At 72.1% G+C, this 19,739-nt stretch carries 17 protein-coding genes; 14 read left to right on the top strand and 3 right to left on the bottom strand.

Features of this window, described 5'->3' with window-relative positions:
- Positions 1 to 118 precede the first annotated feature (118 nt).
- The 4 genes from Voc01_RS38975 to Voc01_RS53535 all read left to right on the top strand — a co-directional run bounded on the left by Voc01_RS38975 (position 119) and on the right by Voc01_RS53535 (position 3,401).
- Positions 119 to 670 (top strand): TlpA disulfide reductase family protein, encoded by a 552-nt coding sequence (locus Voc01_RS38975; RefSeq protein ID WP_203932708.1) that lies wholly within the window; start codon positions 119 to 121, stop codon positions 668 to 670.
- A gap of 76 nt (positions 671 to 746) precedes the next feature.
- Positions 747 to 920, top strand: coding sequence for a hypothetical protein (locus Voc01_RS38970; protein ID WP_203932707.1), 174 nt, complete (start codon positions 747 to 749; stop codon positions 918 to 920).
- A gap of 177 nt (positions 921 to 1,097) precedes the next feature.
- Positions 1,098 to 3,047: a hypothetical protein gene (locus tag Voc01_RS38965; RefSeq protein ID WP_203932706.1), complete on the top strand. Its 1,950-nt coding sequence runs from the start codon at positions 1,098 to 1,100 to the stop codon at positions 3,045 to 3,047.
- Between the two features lie 117 nt (positions 3,048 to 3,164).
- Positions 3,165 to 3,401, top strand: coding sequence for a PDDEXK family nuclease (locus Voc01_RS53535; protein ID WP_239160812.1), 237 nt, complete (start codon positions 3,165 to 3,167; stop codon positions 3,399 to 3,401).
- 189 nt (positions 3,402 to 3,590) lie between these two features.
- Here Voc01_RS53535 and Voc01_RS38955 read toward each other — a convergent pair whose 3' ends face one another.
- Positions 3,591 to 4,343, bottom strand: coding sequence for an SDR family NAD(P)-dependent oxidoreductase (locus Voc01_RS38955; RefSeq protein WP_203932705.1), 753 nt, complete (start codon positions 4,341 to 4,343; stop codon positions 3,591 to 3,593).
- A 46-nt stretch (positions 4,344 to 4,389) separates the two neighbouring features.
- On the bottom strand, positions 4,390 to 5,160 hold the full coding sequence (locus tag Voc01_RS38950) for an IclR family transcriptional regulator (protein ID WP_203932704.1): 771 nt from the start codon (positions 5,158 to 5,160) through the stop codon (positions 4,390 to 4,392).
- A gap of 154 nt (positions 5,161 to 5,314) precedes the next feature.
- On the opposite strand from Voc01_RS38950, the gene Voc01_RS38945 reads away from it, so the two are divergent.
- From Voc01_RS38945 to Voc01_RS38910, 8 genes are all read left to right on the top strand, one after another.
- Positions 5,315 to 6,979 carry a phytoene desaturase family protein gene (locus tag Voc01_RS38945; protein WP_203932703.1) on the top strand — a complete coding sequence of 555 codons (1,665 nt, stop codon included), beginning with the start codon at positions 5,315 to 5,317 and terminating at the stop codon, positions 6,977 to 6,979.
- A 31-nt stretch (positions 6,980 to 7,010) separates the two neighbouring features.
- A complete protein-coding gene (locus Voc01_RS38940) occupies positions 7,011 to 8,870 on the top strand; it encodes a PEP-utilizing enzyme (protein ID WP_203932702.1) in 1,860 nt (619 codons plus the stop codon).
- Between the two features lie 61 nt (positions 8,871 to 8,931).
- A complete protein-coding gene (locus Voc01_RS38935; protein ID WP_203932701.1) occupies positions 8,932 to 10,026 on the top strand; it encodes a PEP/pyruvate-binding domain-containing protein in 1,095 nt (364 codons plus the stop codon).
- On the top strand, positions 10,023 to 10,523 hold the full coding sequence (locus tag Voc01_RS38930) for an acetyl-CoA carboxylase biotin carboxyl carrier protein (RefSeq protein WP_203932700.1): 501 nt from the start codon (positions 10,023 to 10,025) through the stop codon (positions 10,521 to 10,523). Before Voc01_RS38935 ends, Voc01_RS38930 begins: the two co-directional genes overlap by 4 nt.
- Before the next feature lie 11 nt (positions 10,524 to 10,534).
- The gene (locus Voc01_RS38925) at positions 10,535 to 11,995 is read left to right on the top strand and encodes an ATP-binding protein (protein WP_203932699.1); all 1,461 of its coding nucleotides are present in this window, start codon (positions 10,535 to 10,537) and stop codon (positions 11,993 to 11,995) included.
- A complete protein-coding gene (locus Voc01_RS38920) occupies positions 11,992 to 13,509 on the top strand; it encodes a hydroxymethylglutaryl-CoA lyase-like TIM-barrel protein (RefSeq protein ID WP_203932698.1) in 1,518 nt (505 codons plus the stop codon). The genes Voc01_RS38925 and Voc01_RS38920 overlap by 4 nt, the downstream gene beginning before the upstream one ends.
- Complete coding sequence (locus tag Voc01_RS38915; protein WP_203932697.1) at positions 13,506 to 14,363, top strand: HAD-IIA family hydrolase; 858 nt, start codon at positions 13,506 to 13,508, stop codon at positions 14,361 to 14,363. Before Voc01_RS38920 ends, Voc01_RS38915 begins: the two co-directional genes overlap by 4 nt.
- Positions 14,364 to 14,371: 8 nt before the next feature.
- Positions 14,372 to 16,411 carry an acetoacetate--CoA ligase gene (locus tag Voc01_RS38910; RefSeq protein WP_203932696.1) on the top strand — a complete coding sequence of 680 codons (2,040 nt, stop codon included), beginning with the start codon at positions 14,372 to 14,374 and terminating at the stop codon, positions 16,409 to 16,411.
- Here Voc01_RS38910 and Voc01_RS38905 read toward each other — a convergent pair.
- Positions 16,401 to 17,588 carry a serine hydrolase domain-containing protein gene (locus tag Voc01_RS38905; protein ID WP_203932695.1) on the bottom strand — a complete coding sequence of 396 codons (1,188 nt, stop codon included), beginning with the start codon at positions 17,586 to 17,588 and terminating at the stop codon, positions 16,401 to 16,403. The two genes, Voc01_RS38910 and Voc01_RS38905, sit on opposite strands and share 11 nt — an antisense overlap.
- A gap of 136 nt (positions 17,589 to 17,724) precedes the next feature.
- Between Voc01_RS38905 and Voc01_RS53530 the strand changes: the two genes are divergently transcribed.
- Both Voc01_RS53530 and Voc01_RS38900 read left to right on the top strand, forming a co-directional pair.
- Positions 17,725 to 18,972 carry a sensor histidine kinase gene (locus Voc01_RS53530; RefSeq protein ID WP_239160811.1) on the top strand — a complete coding sequence of 416 codons (1,248 nt, stop codon included), beginning with the start codon at positions 17,725 to 17,727 and terminating at the stop codon, positions 18,970 to 18,972.
- On the top strand, positions 18,963 to 19,631 hold the full coding sequence (locus tag Voc01_RS38900; protein WP_275423798.1) for a response regulator: 669 nt from the start codon (positions 18,963 to 18,965) through the stop codon (positions 19,629 to 19,631). Before Voc01_RS53530 ends, Voc01_RS38900 begins: the two co-directional genes overlap by 10 nt.
- Positions 19,632 to 19,739 lie beyond the last annotated feature (108 nt).

Genomic DNA, 19,739 nt, shown 5'->3' with positions numbered 1-19,739 from the left:
CGCGTGTCCCGCACAGACTGCACACGTCGACGATGACCGAGTCGGCGCGAGATCTCGATCTTCGACGCCCCCCGAACGGTGAACGCCGCGTTCAGGATTCCAACCTCGGGGAGTCGGAATGGCATTTCTGGTGGCCGCGCTCGTCCTCGTCGGACTGTTGGCGGTGGTGAATCTGTTGTTCACACTCGACCTCGTCCGGCGCCTGCGGAAACACACGGAGCTGATCAGCAAGATGGGGACGGCCGGGCCGATGCGGGGCGCCACCATGCTGCCCGCGGGGCAGTCGGTGGGCGCGTACACCGCGACGACCGTTGACGGCGCGACGCTGTCGGCCGACGATCGCGACGGGTCGGAGCTCGTCGGCTTCTTCTCCCTGGGCTGCCAGCCCTGCGCTGAGCGGTTGCCCGAGTTCGTGGCCGGCGCCGCCGATCACCCGGGCGGCCGGCACCGCGTGCTGGCCGTCGTCGCCGGCCGCGACGACGAGGGCGACGCACAGTCCTATGTGGACGACCTGGCCCCGGTCGCGCGGGTGGTGCGCGAGGAGATGGGTGGCCCGCTCCAGAAGGCGTTCACCGTACAGGGATACCCCGCGATCGGCGTGGTCGACGGGTCCGGAGTGGTCGTGACGAGCGGCACCACCATGCCCGATCTCGCGCCGGCCAACGCCTGAGCTCCCCGGACGTCTGTCCAATATGGATGGGGGTCCGGGGTTCGGTATGCACCGCAACGGTTCCGAAGGAGGCACAATGATCAAGGCCCTCAACCGGCTGGGTGACCGCATGGTCGGCCGGTTCGTCCCGCGCATCACCGCAGCCGCCAACCACTGCTACACCGAGCGCTGCTGCGGCCAGAAGTCCTGCCGGTACTGCTGTCACCACGAGGTCCTCGGCACCACCTGCCAGGCCTGGTACTACTGCTGATCCGGATCGGTCCCCGATGACCGTCCGGTCGCCGCGCCACGAGGAGCGGCGGCCGGGCGGTCGCCGTCGTCGTAAAGGACACTCGATGGACGCCCTGTGGCGCCGGCTCGGTTCGGCGGTGGCGCTCGCGTGGCGGGCCGACCGGCCGGCGATGACGCTGTCCGTACCGGCGCCGGTGTGGCCTGGGCGCTCCTCGCCGCCGCCGGTGGTGGACTCACGATCGGGGACGTGTCGGTGTTCGTGGCCGCCGCGGCCGGCATCCAGGTCGGGTTGGCGGCCCTCGCCGGTGAAGGAGCCGAGCTCCACAATGCGTTGCTGATGCTCAGGCACTACTTCGACGTGGTCCGCTCCGCGCCCGACCTGCCGGTGGCGGAGCAGCCGGCCGAGCTCGGACCGTTGCGCGAGGGCCTGGTGCTGCGCGACGTGGTTCCGGTACGACGACGGCCATCCGTGGGTGCTGCGCGGGGTCGACCTGGTGGTGCCGGCGGGAAAGTCGGTCGCTGGTCGGTCTCAACGGTGCGGGCAAGTCGACGGACCACCCCACCGGCCAAGGACCGGTGCATCCGGACACTCGCCGCCGTTACCTCCGTAGGGGGACGTGCCGGGATCGGCCGGTGTTGCTTCGCGTACGGTCAGCGGGTGTCGTCTCGGTTCGAGCAGCGGGTCATCGACGAGTTCATCGCGTGGGCGGACGGGCAGGGGCTCATCCCGGCCGGCAAGGCAGGGCGGGACCGGATCTCGATCCTGTTGCAGGGCCGTGCGGACTACCTCGACCGGCCTGACCCGACCCGGTGGCGCAGCGGTGACGTCCACGATCTGCTCATGACGTACGTGGTGCCGCGGCAGGTCGACCTGTGGGACCTCGCCGGGCACGGCGTGGACACCGTCAGGGAATACCTGCGTTTCCTCGATGCGACCGGGCGGCTGCACCCGGCCAGTACGCGCGTGCCGACGTTGCTGAAGGAGCTGGACCGGCTGGCCCCGAAGTATCCGGCCGCGATGGCCGACACGTCCCGGTGGCGGCTGGCCAAAAGGGTGTTCACCGCGGCGGCGGCCGACGGGATCCGCATCGACGCCGACCCGGAGGTGCTCGACGCGTGGGCGCGGCGGTTCAGCGCCCGTGACGCGGACGGTCGCCGTGAGGTCCTCGGTGAGCTCATCGACCAGCATCCGGAGTACGCGGCCGGGACGGTACTCATCAACGACGGGCAGGTCGCGGTGCTGCGGGCCGGAACACCGGCGGTCAAGCATCTGGCCTGGCCCGACCGGGCCTGCGACTGCGGCTGCGACCAGCAGGCGGTGTTCCCGCCTGTGACCCTGCCCGACCCGGCGGTCCTCGCCAAGCACGTCACCTCCGACGGGTCGGGGCTGCTGCGGCAGCTCGCCACCCTGGCGGCGTGGACCGGCGACGGCGGTCGACCGGTCGACGATCGGGGCGAGGTCCGCAAGGGCGACCGGGCCGGTCTGCTCGCCGCGCTGGGCCTGGCCGACCAGCCGGCCGTGAGCACGGACGCACCGACAGTGACGCGGCTGTGGCGGCTGTCGATCGACTTCGACGTCATCCAGATACGTCGCACCCGGATCGTCCGTGGCGACGGCGCGGCCCTGGTCGACGCCGTCCTCGCCGGCCGGGCCGAGACAGAGCAGACGCTCGACCTGTGGACCGATCTCGCCCATGCGCTGGTCCACCCATCTGCTCCGGCCTCGACACAGAAGGGCGCCGAGCGGCTGCACGCCTGGCTCCAGCCATGGACGCCGCGCTTCCTCGGCCTGCTCTACACGGCGAACGCGGCCGCTGAACCCGTCGACGTGGAGGCACTGTGGGATCTGCTGCTCGACGAGTATGCGCAGCGGCTGCCGCCGGGCGATCCGGACCTGTTCGCGGGCATGGCCGCCGTCTCGGTGCGGCAGACCCTGGCTGAGCTCGACCGCCACGGTGCCGTGGTGGTCACCGGCGACAGGAGCGACCCGGATCCACGACACGTCGCGACCGCGGCAGTGCTCGGCGGCGCGGCCTGGGCGGTGCACCCGGAACCCGGTTTGATGGTCGGCCTGACCGATCTCGGCCGCCACCTGGTGCGCCAACGACTACTGGCCGAGAACGCCGACGCGCCCCTCACCGCCTGAGGCCACCGAACCTGCCCGGTTCGCGCGACCCGGTGGCGCCCATCGCATCGATAGGCTGCGGGGCATGGACGAGCGCCAGCGAGTGACAGGATGAACGCGGATGCTGTCGGCAGACACATGCCCGCTGTTGCCACGCTCGACGACCTGACCGCGATGATCGCCGCCGACCCGTACGGGCACCGCTACGAGTTGGGCCCGGACGGGGTTCTGTCGATCACGCCACCGGCCGATGGCGAACACGCGTTGATCGCGACGCGGATCATGGCGTGGCTGCTGGCGGCCGGGTGGCCGGGTGGCCGGTCGGCCAGATCGCGCAGGCGGTCGGGCTGTCCATCCCCGGTGCCGACGGCGTGACAGGTGGTCGCATTCCCGATCTGGTGGTGTGGAGCCGGCCACTGGCCGATGCCCGGCAGGTGTGGCTGCCCGTCACGAGGTCCGGGCCACCACGCCGCTGGCCTGGGTGCTCCAGACCAGCGTGACCGAACACCTCGACCTCGCCTGACCGGCCTTCGCCGGCAGCAGCCCCGGTGGGACGCGGCGCCATCAGAGGAACTGGCGGCCGCCGTCGACGACCATCGTCTGGCCGGTCATGAAGCGGGCGTCGGGCGAGGCGAGGAACAGCGCGGCGCCGACGATGTCGGCCGGCACGCTGGCGCGTTTGATCGACCCGCGTTCGACGCCGTACCGGGCCGCGTTCTCCATCACCGACAGGCTCGCCTCGGTCAGGGTGAAGCCCGGCGCGACGGTGTTGACGGTGATGTCGCGCCGGCCGAGTTCCTTGGCCATCACCCGCGTCATGGCGATGACGGCGCCCTTGGAGGCCACGTAGTGCAGCCACTTCTCCGAACCGCTGAACACGGTCGCCGAGGCGATGTTGACCACGCTGGAGCCCGCGCCGAGGTACGGGCTGGCGGCCCTTGTCACCAGCCACGGGCCCTTGACGTTGATGCGCATGACGAGGTCGAACTCGTCCGGGTCGATCTCCTCGAACGGTGAACGTTTGAGCGTGGCGTAGATACCGGCGTTGTTGACCACGGCGGTGATGGTTCCGCCGCCGAACGCGGCGACCTCGGCGGCGACCGCTGTCGTCTGCTCGGGGGAGGAGACGTCGAGGCGGCCCGACCAGGCGCGCGTGCCGAGTTCGGTGACGAGTTCGGCGGTCTTCGCGGCGCCCTCGGCGTCGAGATCGGCCACCGCGACGTCCCAGCCCCGCCCGGCGAACCCCAGCGCGAAGGCGCGCCCGAGCCCGCCGGCGGCGCCGGTGACGAGAACCGTCCGGGTGGGGCGGTCGGTCATGTGCTTCCCTCCTTTCGCGGAGCAGGTCACGGGAGCCTGGCACGGCTCAGTCCTCGAACCACTCCTGTTCCAGCACCCCGACCGCGTGCGCGACGGCGGTGGCGCACGCGCGCATGGACTCCACGTGCGCGCCGAGGTTGCGGTCCAGCGGCCCGATGACGGCGATGGCGGCGCTGACCTCGCCGTCGCTGCCGAACACGGGGACGGCCACGGACGCGCGACCCAGCCGATGCTGCTGCCTGCTCTCGGCCAGCCGCGTGCGGCGGGTCTTCGTCAGCTGCGCTCGGACCAGGGCCGGGTCGGTCACCGTGAACGGGGTATGGGGCACCATCGCCTCCAGCACGGCGTCCTGCGTGGCCGGGTCCGCGAACGCCAGCAGAGCCATCCCCACCGCGGTGCAGTACAGGGGGAGCCGGGCGCCCGGGAGGTGACGGGTCGGCAGGGTCCGGGAGCCGGCGAGCCGGTCGACGATCAGCGCGGCGTGCCCGTCGGGCACGGCGAGGTGGACGGTGTGCCCGGTCCGCGCGACGAGATCCTGGAGGTGCGGCAGCGCCGCCTCGCGCATCGAGGTGGGCCGGGTGAGCAGTCCCAGCCGCCACATCCGGGTGCCGATCTCGTACAGCCCGTCGGCCCGTTGGGCGAGAAGCCGGCCGTCGACCAGGTCGCGCAGCCGGCGTTGCGCGGTGGCCAGGGGGACGCCGGTCCGCCGCGAGATCTGCGTCAGGCTGAGCACGCGGTGCTGCCCGTCGAAGGCGTCCAGCAGTCCGAGGGCGCGGAACGTGACCGATTCGCCGGGTGCCGTCCTCACGACCGCCACGCGACCAACTCCCTTCCCTGCCGGAACGCTAGGACGACACCGCCGGCTGACCTGCGCAGTATCTCATTGAATGAAAGCAGGGCTGCCGCCTTCTCGTGGCGGGCCTCACAGTCGAGGGCGCGCCGACCGGCGTCCGAGTGCTCGGAGGAGACCCGTGAGCCCTGCTGCCCGTTACGACGCCGTCGTCCTCGGCGGCGGTCACCACTCGACGATCATCGCGCCGTACCTGGCGCGGGCCGGCATGTCGGTCGCGGTGTTCGAGCGTGGCGGGCGATTCGGTGGTGCGGCGATGAGCGGCAAGGGTCCGCTGACCGGCTTCCGGATGAACCTCTACTCGCACTGGACCCGGTTCTACTCCCACCCCGCCTACCGCGACTTCAACCTCTACGACGAGGGCCTGCGCTACGCGTTCCCCGAGGGCAACGAGGCGATGGTGTTCGACGACCGCACCGCTTTCGTCGGGTACTCCGCCGCCCGGGTGGTCGACGACCGGGGAACGCAGGAGCCGTGGCCGGAAGGCGTCAAGCGCACCGAGGAGGCGATCCGGCGCTTCTCCGACGCCGACGCCGACACCTATCTGCGCATCCACGACGCGTACACCAACGGGCTCAAGCAGGCCTTCGGCGCTCACCGCTTCACCGCCCCGCCGCCGTGGGGGGTGAAGGACCCGCTGGAGGCCCACCTGTCGCCGGATGGCCTGATCCAGCCGGTCCACCAGTTCATGAGCCTGCGCCAGCTCGCCTACGACTTCTTCGAATCCGACGAACTGCGCACCCTGTTCATGCGTGCCGCGACGACGTCGACCGGCTGCTACGGCGACGACGTCCCGGGCCTGCAGGGGCTGGTCCACGTCCTCGGCCTGACCCTGTCCCTGGAGCCGGCCGCGATCGCGATCGGCGGCACCCAGGCGATCACCGACGCGCTCGTCTCGGCGGGCCGCAGGCGCGGCGTGGAGTACTTCGGCAAGGCCCCGGTCACCGGGATCCTCACCCGCAACGGGCGGGCGAGCGGCATCCGGCTGGCGTCCGGGGACGTCGTCGAGGCCGACCTGGTCGTCAGCGGGCTGGGTCTGCCGCAGACCCTGCTCACCCTCGCGTCCGGGGTCTCCCTGCCCCGGCGAACGGCCAACCGGCTGCGCAACGTGCACTACGACCGCGGTCAGCTCGCCTGGATCAACGTCGCCGTCCACGAGGCCCCTGACTACGCCTCGGCCGTCGGCGACCCGGGTGTCGGCGCCCAGCCGCGGCTCTACTGGGGCCCGAAGGACCCGGACTGGCTCGGCAGCCGCTACCAGGCCGAGATCTTCACCCGCGGTCACAGCAGCAGGTTCTTCGCGCTGTCGAGCACCGACACCCTCTGGGACCCGTCCCGGGCGCCCGAGGGAAAGCACGTCGTCGGCGTCGAGGAGTTCGTCGCACCGCTGCGGTTCTTCGACCGGCAGCAGTGGAAGGCGATCGAGAAGAGCGTCGTCGACCTGCTCGTCGAGTCGTGGCCGACGTACGCGCCGAACATGACCCGCGACAACATCGCGGGGGTGCACATCCTGCTTCCGCGCGACATCCAGGCCACCCACCCGGACATGATCGAGGGCGGCTACAGCCAGGGCACCACCATGGCGAGCCAGTCCGGCAGGTTCCGGCCGGTCCCGGAACTGTCCGGATACCGCACCGTTCTGCCCAACCTCTACAACTGCTCGTCCTCCATGCACTCCGGGTCCGGGATCGGCCGTGGCAGCAGTCTCAACTGCTGGCGCGCCATCGCGACCGATCTCGGCATCGACCCGGACGCGACCGTCGCCCCGCCTGCGGCACGTTCCTAGAGCCGCATCCTTCCACCGCAGGAGTTCGCGCATGACCGCCACCGACGTCCCCCGCACCGACACGGCTTCCGACGTCCGCTTCCCGGACCCGTACGAGATCGAGACGCCGCCCGGAGCCGAGGGCTGGCAGGAGATGTACTGCTACTACAACCTGTTCCTTCCGCAGCGTCGGGACAAGGACGCGGCCAAGACGTGGTTCCGCAACGGCATGCATTTCCCGGAGCCGATGCCACCGTTCGACATCGTCACGGCCGACACGGCCTACATGAGCACCGGCGTGATGAACACCCGGGTCTTCGCCCTACCGCCGGCGCTGGGCCTGGATGTGCGCTGCCTCAACGGCTACATGTACATGCATTCCCTGGCTGTGGAGGATCCGGCCGAGGTCGAGCGCCGCGCCGGCGAGTTCGCCGTCCGGGTCGGGCACTACTACCAGAACTGGCCGCAGCTGTACGCGTCGTGGGAAACGAAGGTGAAGAACCACATCGCGGAGCTGAAGGCCATCACGCTGCCCGCCCTCGGTGAGTTCGAGCCGGTCGAGCACGTCCTCGCCGGACGTGGCATCACCGAGGCCAACGACCTGCTCGTGGCCTACCAGGCGATCCTCGCCTCGCTGGACCAGGTCTGGAGCCTGCACAGCGAGATGCTCAACATGGGATATGCCGCCTACCTCAACTTCCTCATGACGGTGAAGGCGCACTTCCCCGAGATCCCGGACCAGACCGTCGCGAAGATGGTCAGCGGCGTCGACGTCCTGCTCTTCCGCCCGGACGACGAACTCAAGCGGCTGGCCGCCAAGGCGATCGAGCTCGGCGTCGCCGACACGGTCGCGGCGGCGACGAGCTTCGAGGCGCTCGCCGGGGAACTGCGGGGGAGTGAGGCCGGTGCCGCCTGGCTCGCCGAATGGGACGTCTCGGCCGACCCGTGGTTCAACTTCTCCTACGGCAACGGCTTCTACCACCACCACCGGTCGTGGGGTGACGACCCGACCTTCCCGCTCACGATGGTGGGCGAGTACGTCGGCCGCATCCGCAACGGTGAGAACCTCGACCGGCCGCTCGACGAGGTCGAGGCGGAGCGTGACCGGGTCGTCGGACAGTACCGTGCGCTGATCCCCGAGGGCGACGAGCGCACGGCGTTCGACGACGCGCTGGGTCTGTCCAGGGTGGTCTTTCCCTACGTCGAGAACCACAACTTCTACATCGAGCACTGGTACATGACCGAGTTCTGGCGCAAGATGCGCGAACTCGGCGCGCTCCTGGTCCGCTTCGGCTTCGTCGGCGCCGTCGACGACATCTTCTTCCTCAAGCGCACCGAGATCGCCGAGGCGGTCTGCGACCTGCAGTTCTCCTGGTCCAGCGGCGGCGAGGCGCTCGGTCCGGCGCACTGGCCACCGATCGTGGCGAAGCGGCGCGCGATCCTCGCCGCGCTCAAGCGCTGGACGCCCCCGCCCGCCCTCGGACCGGCCCCCAGCGCCATCGTCGAGCCCATGACGATCATGCTGTGGGGTATCACCGACGAGCAGGTCGCCAAGTGGCTCGCCCAGGCGGCCGGCGGCGAGCAGGGCAACGTGCTCGAGGGGTTCGCCGGCTCGCCCGGCGTCGCCGAGGGCCCGGCCCGCGTCGTCCTGTCGCCGGAGGATCTCGACGAACTGCTGGACGGCGAGATCCTCGTCGCGCCGATCACCGCGCCGTCCTGGACGCCGGTGTTCGCCCGGATCAAGGGTGCTGTCAGCGACATCGGCGGGATCATGTGCCACGCCGCGATCGTGTCCCGCGAGTACGGCCTGCCGGCGGTCGTCGGCACCGGCAGCGCGACGGCGACGATCCGCACGGGGCAGCGCGTGCGGGTGGACGGCAACGTCGGTGTGGTGACCATCCTCGATGACTGACGGCCTTCGGGGGGCCGCCACGGCCTCCGCCGACCCGACCGACTCCGTGGAGGGACCGAGCGTGGTGGGTCGTCGTATCGTCTGGTTCGACGAGCTGCGCATGACCGACCGCCCGAGCGCCGGCGGCAAATGCGCCAGTCTCGGTGAGCTCATCAGCGCGGGGATCCCGGTACCGATCGGGTTCGCCGTCACCGCACAGGCGTGGCAGGAGGTCATCGACCACGCCGGCCTGCGGAACCGTATCGGCGACCTCACCCGCGCCGTCGACGTCGGCTCGTCGGCGGACCTGCGCGACCTGCAGACCCGCGCGGTCGACATCATCCACGGCGCGGAACTGCCGCCGGGGCTGGAGGAGGAGCTGCGCGCGGCCTATGCCGAACTGTGCCGGCGCGCCGGCCGCGAGGGCGTACCCGTCGCCGTCCGGTCCTCGGCCGTCGCCGAGGACGGCGCGGCGAACTCGTTCGCCGGTCAGCAGGAGACCTATCTGTGGGTGTGCGGCGCCGACGACGTGGTCTCCCGGGTTCGTGACTGCTGGGCCAGCCTGTTCACCCCACAGGCGGTCGCCTACCGCGCCAGGCTCGACGAGGCACACCGCGGCGAGGCGTCGAAGATGGCCGTCGGCGTGCAGGAGATGGTCGACGCCGAGGTCGCCGGGGTGGCGTTCACGGTCAGCCCGAAGACCGGCGACCCGTCGGTGATGGCGGTCAACGCGTCGTGGGGCCTCGGCGAGGCGGTCGTCTCCGGTGAGGTGACCCCGGACGAGTTCTGGCTGAGCAAGATCGGCTTGACGGTGACTCGCAGGACGGTCACGCACAAGGCGCACCGGTGCGTCCCCTCCGCCACCGGGCCGGGAACGCAGATCGTCGACGTCCCGGCCGAGCTTGCGGACGTGCAGTGCATCAGCGACGAGCTGTTGCACGAACTCGGTGAGCTCGCCGTCCGAGTGGAGAAGCACTACGGCTCGGCGCAGGACATCGAATGGGCGCTGGCGCGTGACGCCGACGGCAGGCACCGTTTCATGCTGCTGCAGAGCCGACCGGAGACGGTGAACGGGTCCGCCCGCGAAACCGTCAGGGCCAGGACCACTACCGCCGGTGCGGCGTCGTACTTGTCGGTGCTGAGGAGCCTCAGCGCCGGGAAGGGTGGAACCTCATGACCGGTGCCGCACCCGGGGGCGCGGGCACGCCGTCCTGGTCCGACGTGCTGGCGCTGGTCGCCCAGCTCGACGCGTCGGGCATCGCCGACGCCGAGGTGGTCTCCGCCGGGGTGAGCGTACGGGTGTCGCGCACCGTCCTCGGCATCCCCGCCGGGCAGGCACCGGTGGCCGCCACCGGTCCCGCGTCCGCTCCCGCTACCGGTTCCGCCCCCGCCGGCCCCCCGGCGGCAGCCCCCGCGTCGGCTCCGCCCGTGCCCGCCGGGCCGGTGATCACCGCTCCGATGCTCGGAGTGCTCTACCACCGCCCCGGGCCGGACCAGCCGCCCTTCGTGGCGGTCGGCGACACCGTCACGCCGGACACCACGGTCGCGATCATCGAGGTGATGAAGCTGATGAACCCCGTCTCCGCGGACGTTCACGGCGTCATCGCCGAGGTCTGCGTCCCGGACGCGACCGCCGTCGAGCACGGCGACGTGCTGTTCCGGCTCCAGGGTTGAGGCCGGCGCGGATGTCGTTCCCCACCGGCCCGGCCGTCTCCCGGCCCCGGGTACTCGTGGCCAACCGCGGCGAGATCGCCGTCCGCGTGGTCACCGCGTGCCGCCGGCTGGAGTTCGAGCCGGTCGTCGCGGTGAGCGCGGCCGACGTCGACTCCCTTGCCGCGCGCCTGGCCGACCGGGTCGTGCGGCTCGGCCCGGCGCAGGCGAGCCGGTCGTACCTGCGTCCGGAGCTCATCGCGCAGGCGGCGCTGCAGACCGGCTGCGACATCGTCCATCCCGGATACGGGTTCCTCTCGGAGAAGGTCGAGCTGGCGGAGCTGCTCGAACGGGAAGGAATCGCCTTCGCCGGCCCGCGGTCGCAGACCCTGCGGGAGGTCGGCGACAAGGCCGCCGCCCGGCGCATGGCCGTGGCCACCGGCGTCCCCGTCGCGCCGGCGTCCGAGGTGGACGATCCCGCGAGCGCGCGGGTCGCGGCCGCCGAGATCGGCTACCCCGTGCTGCTCAAGGCGGTCCACGGCGGCGGCGGGCGCGGTATCCATCGCGTCGACGGCCCCGACGACCTGGCCCGCCTGGTCGACGTCGCCGCCGCCGAGGCACGCGCCGCGTTCGCCGACGGTGCGCTGTACCTGGAGAAGTTCTACGGCTCCGGCCGGCACGTCGAGGTGCAGATCTTCGGTGACGGCGAGGGCGGCGTGCTCATCCTCGGCGACCGGGACTGCTCGGTGCAGCGCCGGCATCAGAAGCTCATCGAGGAGTGCCCGGCGCCCGGCCTGTCCGAGGCGACCCGGGCCCTCCTGCACGACAGCGCCCGCCGGCTCGCGGAGCACCTGCGCTACCGCGGCGCCGGGACGTGCGAGTTCCTGGTCGACGCCGCCTCGCCGCACGACCCCGCGACCGTGGTCTTCCTGGAGATGAACGCCCGCATCCAGGTCGAGCACCCGGTCACCGAGGAGGCGTTCGGCATCGACCTCGTCGCGGCCCAGTTGCTGCTCGCCGCCGGGCGCCCGCACGGGCTGCCGGAGGTGCCACCGGTGCCGCCTGCACACGTCGTGGAGTGCCGGCTCACCGCCGAGGACCCCTGGCACGACTTCCGCCCGTCGCCGGGCCGGATCACCCGGCTCGACCTCCCCCGCGGGCCGGGCGTGCGGGTCGACACCCATGTCTACGAGAGCTACCTGTTCCCGCCCTACTACGACAGCCTCCTGGCCAAGGTCATCGTGCGCGGGCACGACCGCGCGGCCGCGGTCGCCGGCGCGCTGGCCGCGGTCGACGCCATCCGGGTGGACGGCGTTGCCACGTGCGCCGACGTGCACCGTGTGGTCCTTGCCCACCCGGACTTCCGCGCCGGCGGGGTGACCACCGGCTGGCTCGCCGGCGTCTGGCCACCAGCCAGCGACACTGCCGTCCACGACGACTTCCCGCGCCCGCCCGCCGACCAGGAACCTCGCGACACCGCAGGAGCACCGGCATGACCCGACCCACCGTCCGGCTGGTCGACACGAGCACCCGGGACGGCAACCAGAGCCTGTGGGGAGCGGCCGGCCTGACCTGCGGCATGGTCGAGGCCATCGGCCCGCACCTCGAGGCGGCCGGTCTCGTCGCGGTCGACTACACCTCCTCGACCCACCTGTCGGTGGGCGTGCGCTGGCACCGGGAGAACCCGTGGGAGCGCATCGCCCGGATGCGCGCCGTCGTACCGACCACGCCGCTGTCGCTGATCACCACCGGCATGCGGTTCATGACCTGGGACCGCACGCCGGCCGCGCTCATGCGCATGTCCATGCGCGCGATCGCCGGGGCCGGCATCCGCCGGCTGCAGATCGCCGAGCCGATGAACGACACCGCGGCCGCCGCCGCGGTGGCGCGAATGGCCAAGGAGGAGGGCATCGAGCAGGTCGTCGCGGCGCTGACCTACACCATCTCGCCCGTGCACGACGACGCGCTGTACGCCTCGTGCGCCAGGGTCTACGCCGACGACCCGAACGTCGACGTGGTCTACCTCAAGGACCCCGGCGGACTACTCACGCCGGAGCGGACCGCGCACCTCGTGCCGGAGATCCTCGGCGCCCTCGGCGGAACCCCGCTGGAGCTGCACTCGCACTGCACCACAGGCCTCGCTCCGCAGGTGTACGTCGTCGCGGCCCAGGCCGGGGTCACTGTGCTCCACACGGCCATCGGAGCCCTCGCCAACGGCACCAGCCAGCCGTCGGCGACCCGCCTCGTGGACAACCTCGACGCCGTGGGCGTCGACGTCGACGTCGATGTCGACGCGCTGCGCCGGGCGGAGGAGGTCATCGCCGTCATCGCCTCGTCCCAGGGCCTCGAACCGGGCCGACCGACCGAGCTCGACCTGGCCTACCAGCGTCACCAGATCCCGGGCGGGATGATGGGGACGCTGCGCCGGCAGCTCGCCGAGATCCGCCGGACCGACCTGCTACCCGAGGTGCTCGACGAGGCCGGACGGGTCCGGGCCGAGCTCGGCTACCCCATCATGGTCACGCCGTACAGCCAGTACGTGGGCAGCCAGGCCGTCATGAACGTTCTCGCCGGACTTGCCGGCGCCGAGCGCTGGTCGCGGATGCCGGACGAGATCGTGCGCTACGTGCTCGGCCACTTCGGCACGCCGCCGGCACCGGTGGACCCGCTCGTCGTCGAGCGGGCGAAGGCCTCACCGCGGTACCGGGAACTCGACCGGCCGCAGGCCGAGCCGTCCGCGGACGAGGTACGGGCCAAGGTCTCCGCGGCCCTGGGCCGCTCCGCCGACGATCGCGAGGTGCTGCTGCGCTCGGTGCTCCCGGCGGACCAGATCGACGCGATGGAGGCCGCCGGGCCGGCGCCAGCCTGGTCGCCCAGCCCGCCGGTGACGACCGCGGCCGGCTTCGTCGCCGCCGTGTCGGCGCTGCCGAACTGGCGGTCCCTCGACGTGACGTTGGGAGACGAACGGATCCTGCTGCGCCGGGCCGCGGGCGGGCAGGAGGAACAGTGAGCGACGACAGGCTCTCCGAACGACTCGCAGGGGTCGAGGGACTCGTCTTCGACGTCGACGGCTGCCTCATCCTGTCCTCTCAGCCGGCGGGCCACGACGGCACGGCGCTGCCGGGCGCGGTCGAGGCGGTGGCGGCGCTGCGGGCGTCGGGACGCCGGCTCGTCGCGTTCACCAACGCCTCCAACCGGCCGCCGCGGCGGATCGCGGAGTCGTTGCGGGAGCTCGGCTTCGACTTTCCCGACGAGGACGTCCTCACCCCGAGCGTCGTCGCGGCCGACGTGGTCCGGCAGCGGTTCGGGGACGCGCCGGTCCTCGCCTTCGGCGCGACCGGGGTCGTCGACGTGCTGGCAAAGGCCGGGGTACGGCTCGCGACCCCCGGCGACGGCACGGCGGTCGCGGCCGTCGTCGTCGGCTGGGACACCGCCTTCGACCAACCCAAGCTCCAAGCGGCCGCCGAGGCGATCTGGGCCGGCGCGCCGCTGCTCGTGACGAGCGATGCACCCGCGTTCGCGACCAAAGGGCGGCGCACCGCCGGGGTGTCGGGATTCATCGCGACGGGTCTCGCGCACATCGCCGGGCAGACGTACGAGGTCGTCGGCAAGCCGTCCCTCCTTGCCGCGTCGACCGCCGCCGCCCGGCTCGGGGTGCCGCCCGAACGGATGCTCGTCGTGGGCGACGACCTGTCGCTGGAGGTGGCCATGGCCCGGCGGGTCGGTGCGGTCGGCGTCCTCATCACGACCGGCGTGTGCAGCCGGACGGACGCCGACGCCGCCGCCGAGGGGCAGCGCCCGCACCTCGTCGTCGACTCCCTCCTCGAACTCGCCACGCTGATGCTCGCCTCGGCCACGGCGTGAGCGGGCCGATGACCTCGCAGACCCCGTCGACACCACGGCCGGTCGCCGAGGGCGACGTGCTCCGCCCCGTCCCGTCCGACGCCCGTGCGACGAGCGGGGTCGGTGCCTTCCTCGGGTGGCTGGAGCGGCACCGGGGGCTGGCGTTCGCGGACTACGACGAGCTGTGGCGCTGGTCCGTGGACGACCTCGACGGCTTCTGGGGCGCCGTCGCCGCGTACTTCGGAGTCCGGTTCTCGACGCCGTACGAGCGGGTCCTGACGTCCCGCTCGGTCTCCGGCGCGCGGTGGTTCACCGGCTCGACGGTCAACTACGCCGAGCACATGGTGGGTCTCGTCGAGGACCCGGCCGCCGATGCCGACGACCTCGCGGTGCTCGCGTACTCGCAGACCCGCGAGCCGATCCGGCTCACCTGGGGTGAGTTGCGCGACCAGGTCGCCCGCGCCCGGGCCGGGCTGCGACGTCTCGGCGTCGGCCACGGCGACCGCGTCGTCGCCTACCTGCCGAACGTGCCCGAGGCCCTCGTCGCCTTCCTCGCGACGGCGAGCCTCGGAGCGGTCTGGTCCTCGTGCGCGACGGAGTTCGGCGCCCGCAGCGTCGTCGACCGGTTCTCCCAGCTGGAACCGACCGTGCTCCTCGCGGTGCCCGGGTACGTCTACGGCGGCCGGTCGGTCGACCGCCGGGCCCGGGTCGTCGAGGTCGCTGCCGGGTTGCCGACCCTCACCCATGTCGTCGAGGTGCCGTACGGGGCCGGTGCGCTCGACGCCGCGTTCTTCGGGAGCCCGGCGCTCGTCGGTTGGGACGACCTGCTCGCCGCGGCGCCGACCGGTCCCGCACTCTTCGACCCGGTGCCGTTCGACCACCCGCTCTACGTGCTCTTCTCCTCCGGCACGACCGGCAGACCCAAGGCGATCGTCCACGGCCACGGCGGGATCCTGGTCGAACACCTCAAGAACCACGCCCTGCACTGGGACCTGCGCCCGGGCGACCGGCTCCTGTGGTACACGACCACCTCGTGGATGATGTGGAACGCTCTCGTCTCGGCCCTGCTCCTCCGGGCGGTGCCGGTGATGATCGACGGCAACCCGTTCTTCCCCGACCTCATGGCGCAGTGGCGCCTGGCCGCGCGGGTCGGCGCGACGCTGGTCGGGGTGAGCCCCGGCTACGTCATGGCCTGCCGCAAAGAGGGGCTCGCACCGTGGGACGAGGTCGACCTGTCGGCGGTCCGCCAGATCGGCTGCGTGGGCTCGCCGCTGCCCGTCGACGGGTTCTCCTGGCTGCAGAACGGGTTCGGGCCGCGGGTGCTGCTCAACGTCGGCAGCGGCGGGACCGACGTCTGCAGCGGCATCGTCCAGGGCGGGCCGCTGCAGCCGGTGCTCGCCGGGCAGATGTCGGGCGCGGCACTCGGCGTTGCCGCCGCGGCGTTCGACCACGACAACGCTCCGGTCGTCGGTGACTTCGGTGAGCTCGTCATCACCGCTCCGATGCCGTCGATGCCGGTCGGATTCTGGGGCGACCCGGATGGAAGGGCGTACCGCGCGGCGTACTTCGACGACATCCCCGGTGTCTGGCGGCACGGTGACTGGATCCGCTTCACCGACCGCGGCAGCTGCGTCATCACCGGCCGGTCGGACGCCACACTCAACCGTGGCGGCGTCCGGCTCGGAACGGCGGACTTCTACGCCGTCGTCGAGGAGCTTCCCGACATCGTCGACAGTCTCGTCGTCCACCTCGAGGACCCGGACGGGGGTCCCGGCGAGCTCATTCTGTTCGTCGTGCACCGGGACGGGCTTGCCGTCGACGACGATGTGCGCCGCCGTGTCGTCGAGGCGTTGCGCACGAACCTGTCTCCGAGGCACGTGCCGGACGCCGTCGTCGGGATGGCCGCCGTCCCGCGCGGCCGCACCGGCAAGAAACTCGAACTGCCCGTCAAACGGATCCTCCAGGGTGCCGACCCCGACACGGTCGTGAGCCGCGACGCGCTCGCGGACCCGCAGGCCCTCGTGGCGTACGTCGAGGAAGCGCGCCGCCGGCAGGTCGTCAGGTGGTGATCAGCTTGCGCGACAGGGCGTTGAGCGACATCGTGGCCTGGTCGTAGTTCGACAGCATGACGGTCGTCCAGTCCGAGGTCGGGTACCAGGCCAGTTCGGTCGACACCCCGGGCGCGCCGCCGTTGTGCCAGTACAGCCATTGGCTGCCGCTGAGGATCGCCATCGGAGCGTAGGTGGCGAAGCTCGTCTCCTCGACGCCGAACGGGGTGGTTCGTCGGCCGCGTGGTGCCTTGGCCCCGTGCAGAAGGTGTGTGAACGGCGCGGAGAGCAGCCGGTCGCCGCGCAGGGCGTCGGCGAACCGCACCAGGTCGGGGGCGCAGGCGTGCGCACCACCGGCGGGGGAGCCGACGAAGATGTGCGCGTCCAGTCTGTCGACCCGCTCCGCCGGCGGTTGGCCGGCGTACGGGCGGGCGATGCGGCGGTCGTCACGCCAGTGTGCGGTGGTGTAGAAGTCGGCGGTCGTCATGCCGGCCCGGCGGAACACGTGGTGCCGCACGTAGTCGTGATACGACCGCCCGGACACCGCGGCCACGATCGCGCCGAGGAGGTGGTACCCGGAGTTGCTGTACTCGTACGCCGAGCCGGGCACGAACCGGACCGGATCCCGTCGGGCGAACGACATGCTCCCTTCCCACACCTCCTCGACGGTGTCCCAGGTGAGCGCCACCTTCCAGTACTCCGGGTCGGCCATGTAGTCGCGCTGCCCGCCCGCGTGGGTCACCAGGTGGTGCACGGTGGCCGCGGCGAGCTCGCTCGGCAGGCCGGTGAGGTAGCTGCCGATCCTCTCGTGGTAGTCGACCTTCCCCTGCTCGACGAGCTGCGCGATCGCCACGGCGGTGAACAGCTTGGTGATCGAGCCCAGGGAGAAGATCGTGTCGGGACCGTTGGCGGCACCCCGTGCCTTGTCGGCCAGGCCGTACGAGCGGGCGAGCACCGGGCGTCGACGGTGCACGAGCAGTACCGTCCCGGAGAATCTGTCCTGCGCCGCGAGGTCGGCGGCCATCCTGTCGAACTCGCCGCCGGGCCGCAGGCCGGCGGGGACGGCGGGCGCCTGTGGGCCGGCCTCGGCGGTGTTGGTCACGGCGACGAGCCCGCCGGCCGCCACGGGAACGGCGGCGCCGAGGAGGCCGAGTGCGCCACGTCGGGAAAGACCCCGTCGAGGGGACGTCGATGTCATGGCGACCACTGTCCCGACGCAGAGGGCCGGACGCGTCCGGCCCGCGACGGATCAGATGCGTCTGTCCTGGGGAAGAGGCGCATCCCTCGCACGACAGACGCGGCACCCGGGAATCGGGCCGTACGCTCGGAACGCGATGAGACGGCATCCGATGGTCCACGACGCGGTACTCGCCGCCACGGTGCTGGCGGCGTGCCTGGTGGCTGTCGGCTCGCACCCGTCGCCGGTGTGGTGGGCGACCGTCGCCGCCGGGCTGGCCGCGGTCACGGTCCGGCGCCGCTGGCCGCTGCCGGCGCTGGTGCTGGCCGTAACGGCCGCCGGCGTTCGCCTGGCCACCGTCGCGCCGGTGTCGCTCGTCGACGTCACGGTGCTCATCTGCGTGTACACCGTCGCGGCCCGGTACGACCGGGGGCGGTCACTCGCCGCGCTGGCGGTCCTGCTGCTGGCCCTCGGCGGGTGGACGGCGTTCCACAGTGCGTACGGGCGTCCGGTACCGGGCATTCCCCGCCTGGCGTTCCACGTGATCGAACGGGGGGATGCGGGCCCCGGCGACCAACGCCGGGACGCCGCGCGGACCGTGCGTGGAAAGCCGCCGGCGCCCGCCGACGTGCCCTGGGCCGGGCTGTTCGTCGTCGGCTCGGCGCTCGTCGTCGCCTGGGCCTTCGGATCGACGGCGCGTGGCCGCCGCGAACACCTCGCTCATCTCCGGGAACGCGCCGAACACCTGGAGCGCGACCGTGACCAGCGGGCCGCGCTGGCCGTGGCGGCCGAGCGCGGCCGGATCAGCCGCGAGATGCACGACGTCGTCGCACACGGGCTGGCCATGATCGTCATCCAGGCACAGGGCGGTGCGGCTTCCCTCGACGCCGAACCGGCACAGACCCGGGCAGCTCTGGACGCGATCGTGTCGGTGGGCCGGGCGGCCCTGGCCGACATGCGCCTGGTCGTCGACGCGCTGGGTGGCGACGGCGGGGAACCCGTCGGCGGATGGCGTCCGCCGCCCGGTCTGGCGCAGCTGCCGGCGCTGATCGACAGCGTCGAGCGGGCCGGTACCCCGGTGCGGCTGCGCATCGACGGCACGCCCGCACCGCTGCCGTCGGCCGTGGACCTGTCGGCCTACCGGGTGGTTCAGGAGGCGCTGACCAACACCATGAAACACGCCGGCCGGGGCGCTCGGGCCGAAGTGGTGCTCACCTACCGTCCCGACACGTTGCTGCTCGAGGTCAGCGACGACGGCACGGCATGCACCGACACCCCGGGCGGCAACGGGCTGCGCGGCATGCGGGAACGCGTGCGGCTGCTCGGCGGCCGGGCCAGCACCGGCCGCGCCCCGACCGGCGGGTTCCAGGTGCGGGCGGTGCTACCGACCGGTGGTTGTTCGTGATCCGGGTCCTCATCGCCGACGACCACACTCTCGTGCGGACCGGCTTCCGGATGGTGCTGGCCGGTGCGCCCGACCTGACCGTGGTCGGTGAGGCCGGCGACGGCGCCGAGGCGGTGTCGGCGGTCGTCGACCTGCGACCCGACGTCGTCCTCATGGACATCCGCATGCCCGGCGTCGACGGCGTCGAGGCGACCCGCCGGATCTGCGCCGCCGGCAGCCCGACCCGGGTACTGGTCCTCACGACGTTCGACCTCGACGAGTACGTCTACGCGGCGCTGCGTGCCGGCGCCAGCGGCTTCGTGCTCAAGGACGTGCTCGCCGCCGACCTGCTGTCGGCGATCCGGGTGGTGGCCCGCGGTGATGCCGTGGTGGCGCCGAGCGTCACCCGCCGGCTCCTCGAACGGCACGTGCTGGGCCCGGCCCGCCCGTCCGTGGCGGTGGCGCCGGAGGACGTGCTGACCTCCCGCGAGCGGGAGGTGCTCGTCGAGGTGGCGCGCGGTCTGTCCAATGTGGAGGTCGCCACCCGCCTGTACGTGTCGGAGGGCACGGTCAAGACGCACGTGAGCCGCATCCTGGCCAAACTCGGCCTCCGCGACCGGGTGCAGGCGGTGGTGTACGCGTACGAGTCCGGCCTGGTCACCGGACGCGGACCCGGATAGGTCCTCCGCCGACCGAACGGGGACGTTCAGACCCCGTCGGCGTTGTCAGGAGTCCGACAGCGGCCGATCCGTCGGCCGGCATCCCGCGAACCCAGCCATGGCCACCCA

Origin of the sequence: Virgisporangium ochraceum, assembly GCF_016863655.1 — a bacterium.
Classification (GTDB): Bacteria; Actinomycetota; Actinomycetes; order Mycobacteriales; family Micromonosporaceae; genus Virgisporangium; species Virgisporangium ochraceum.
This window is presented reverse-complemented; position numbering and strand designations above follow the sequence as displayed.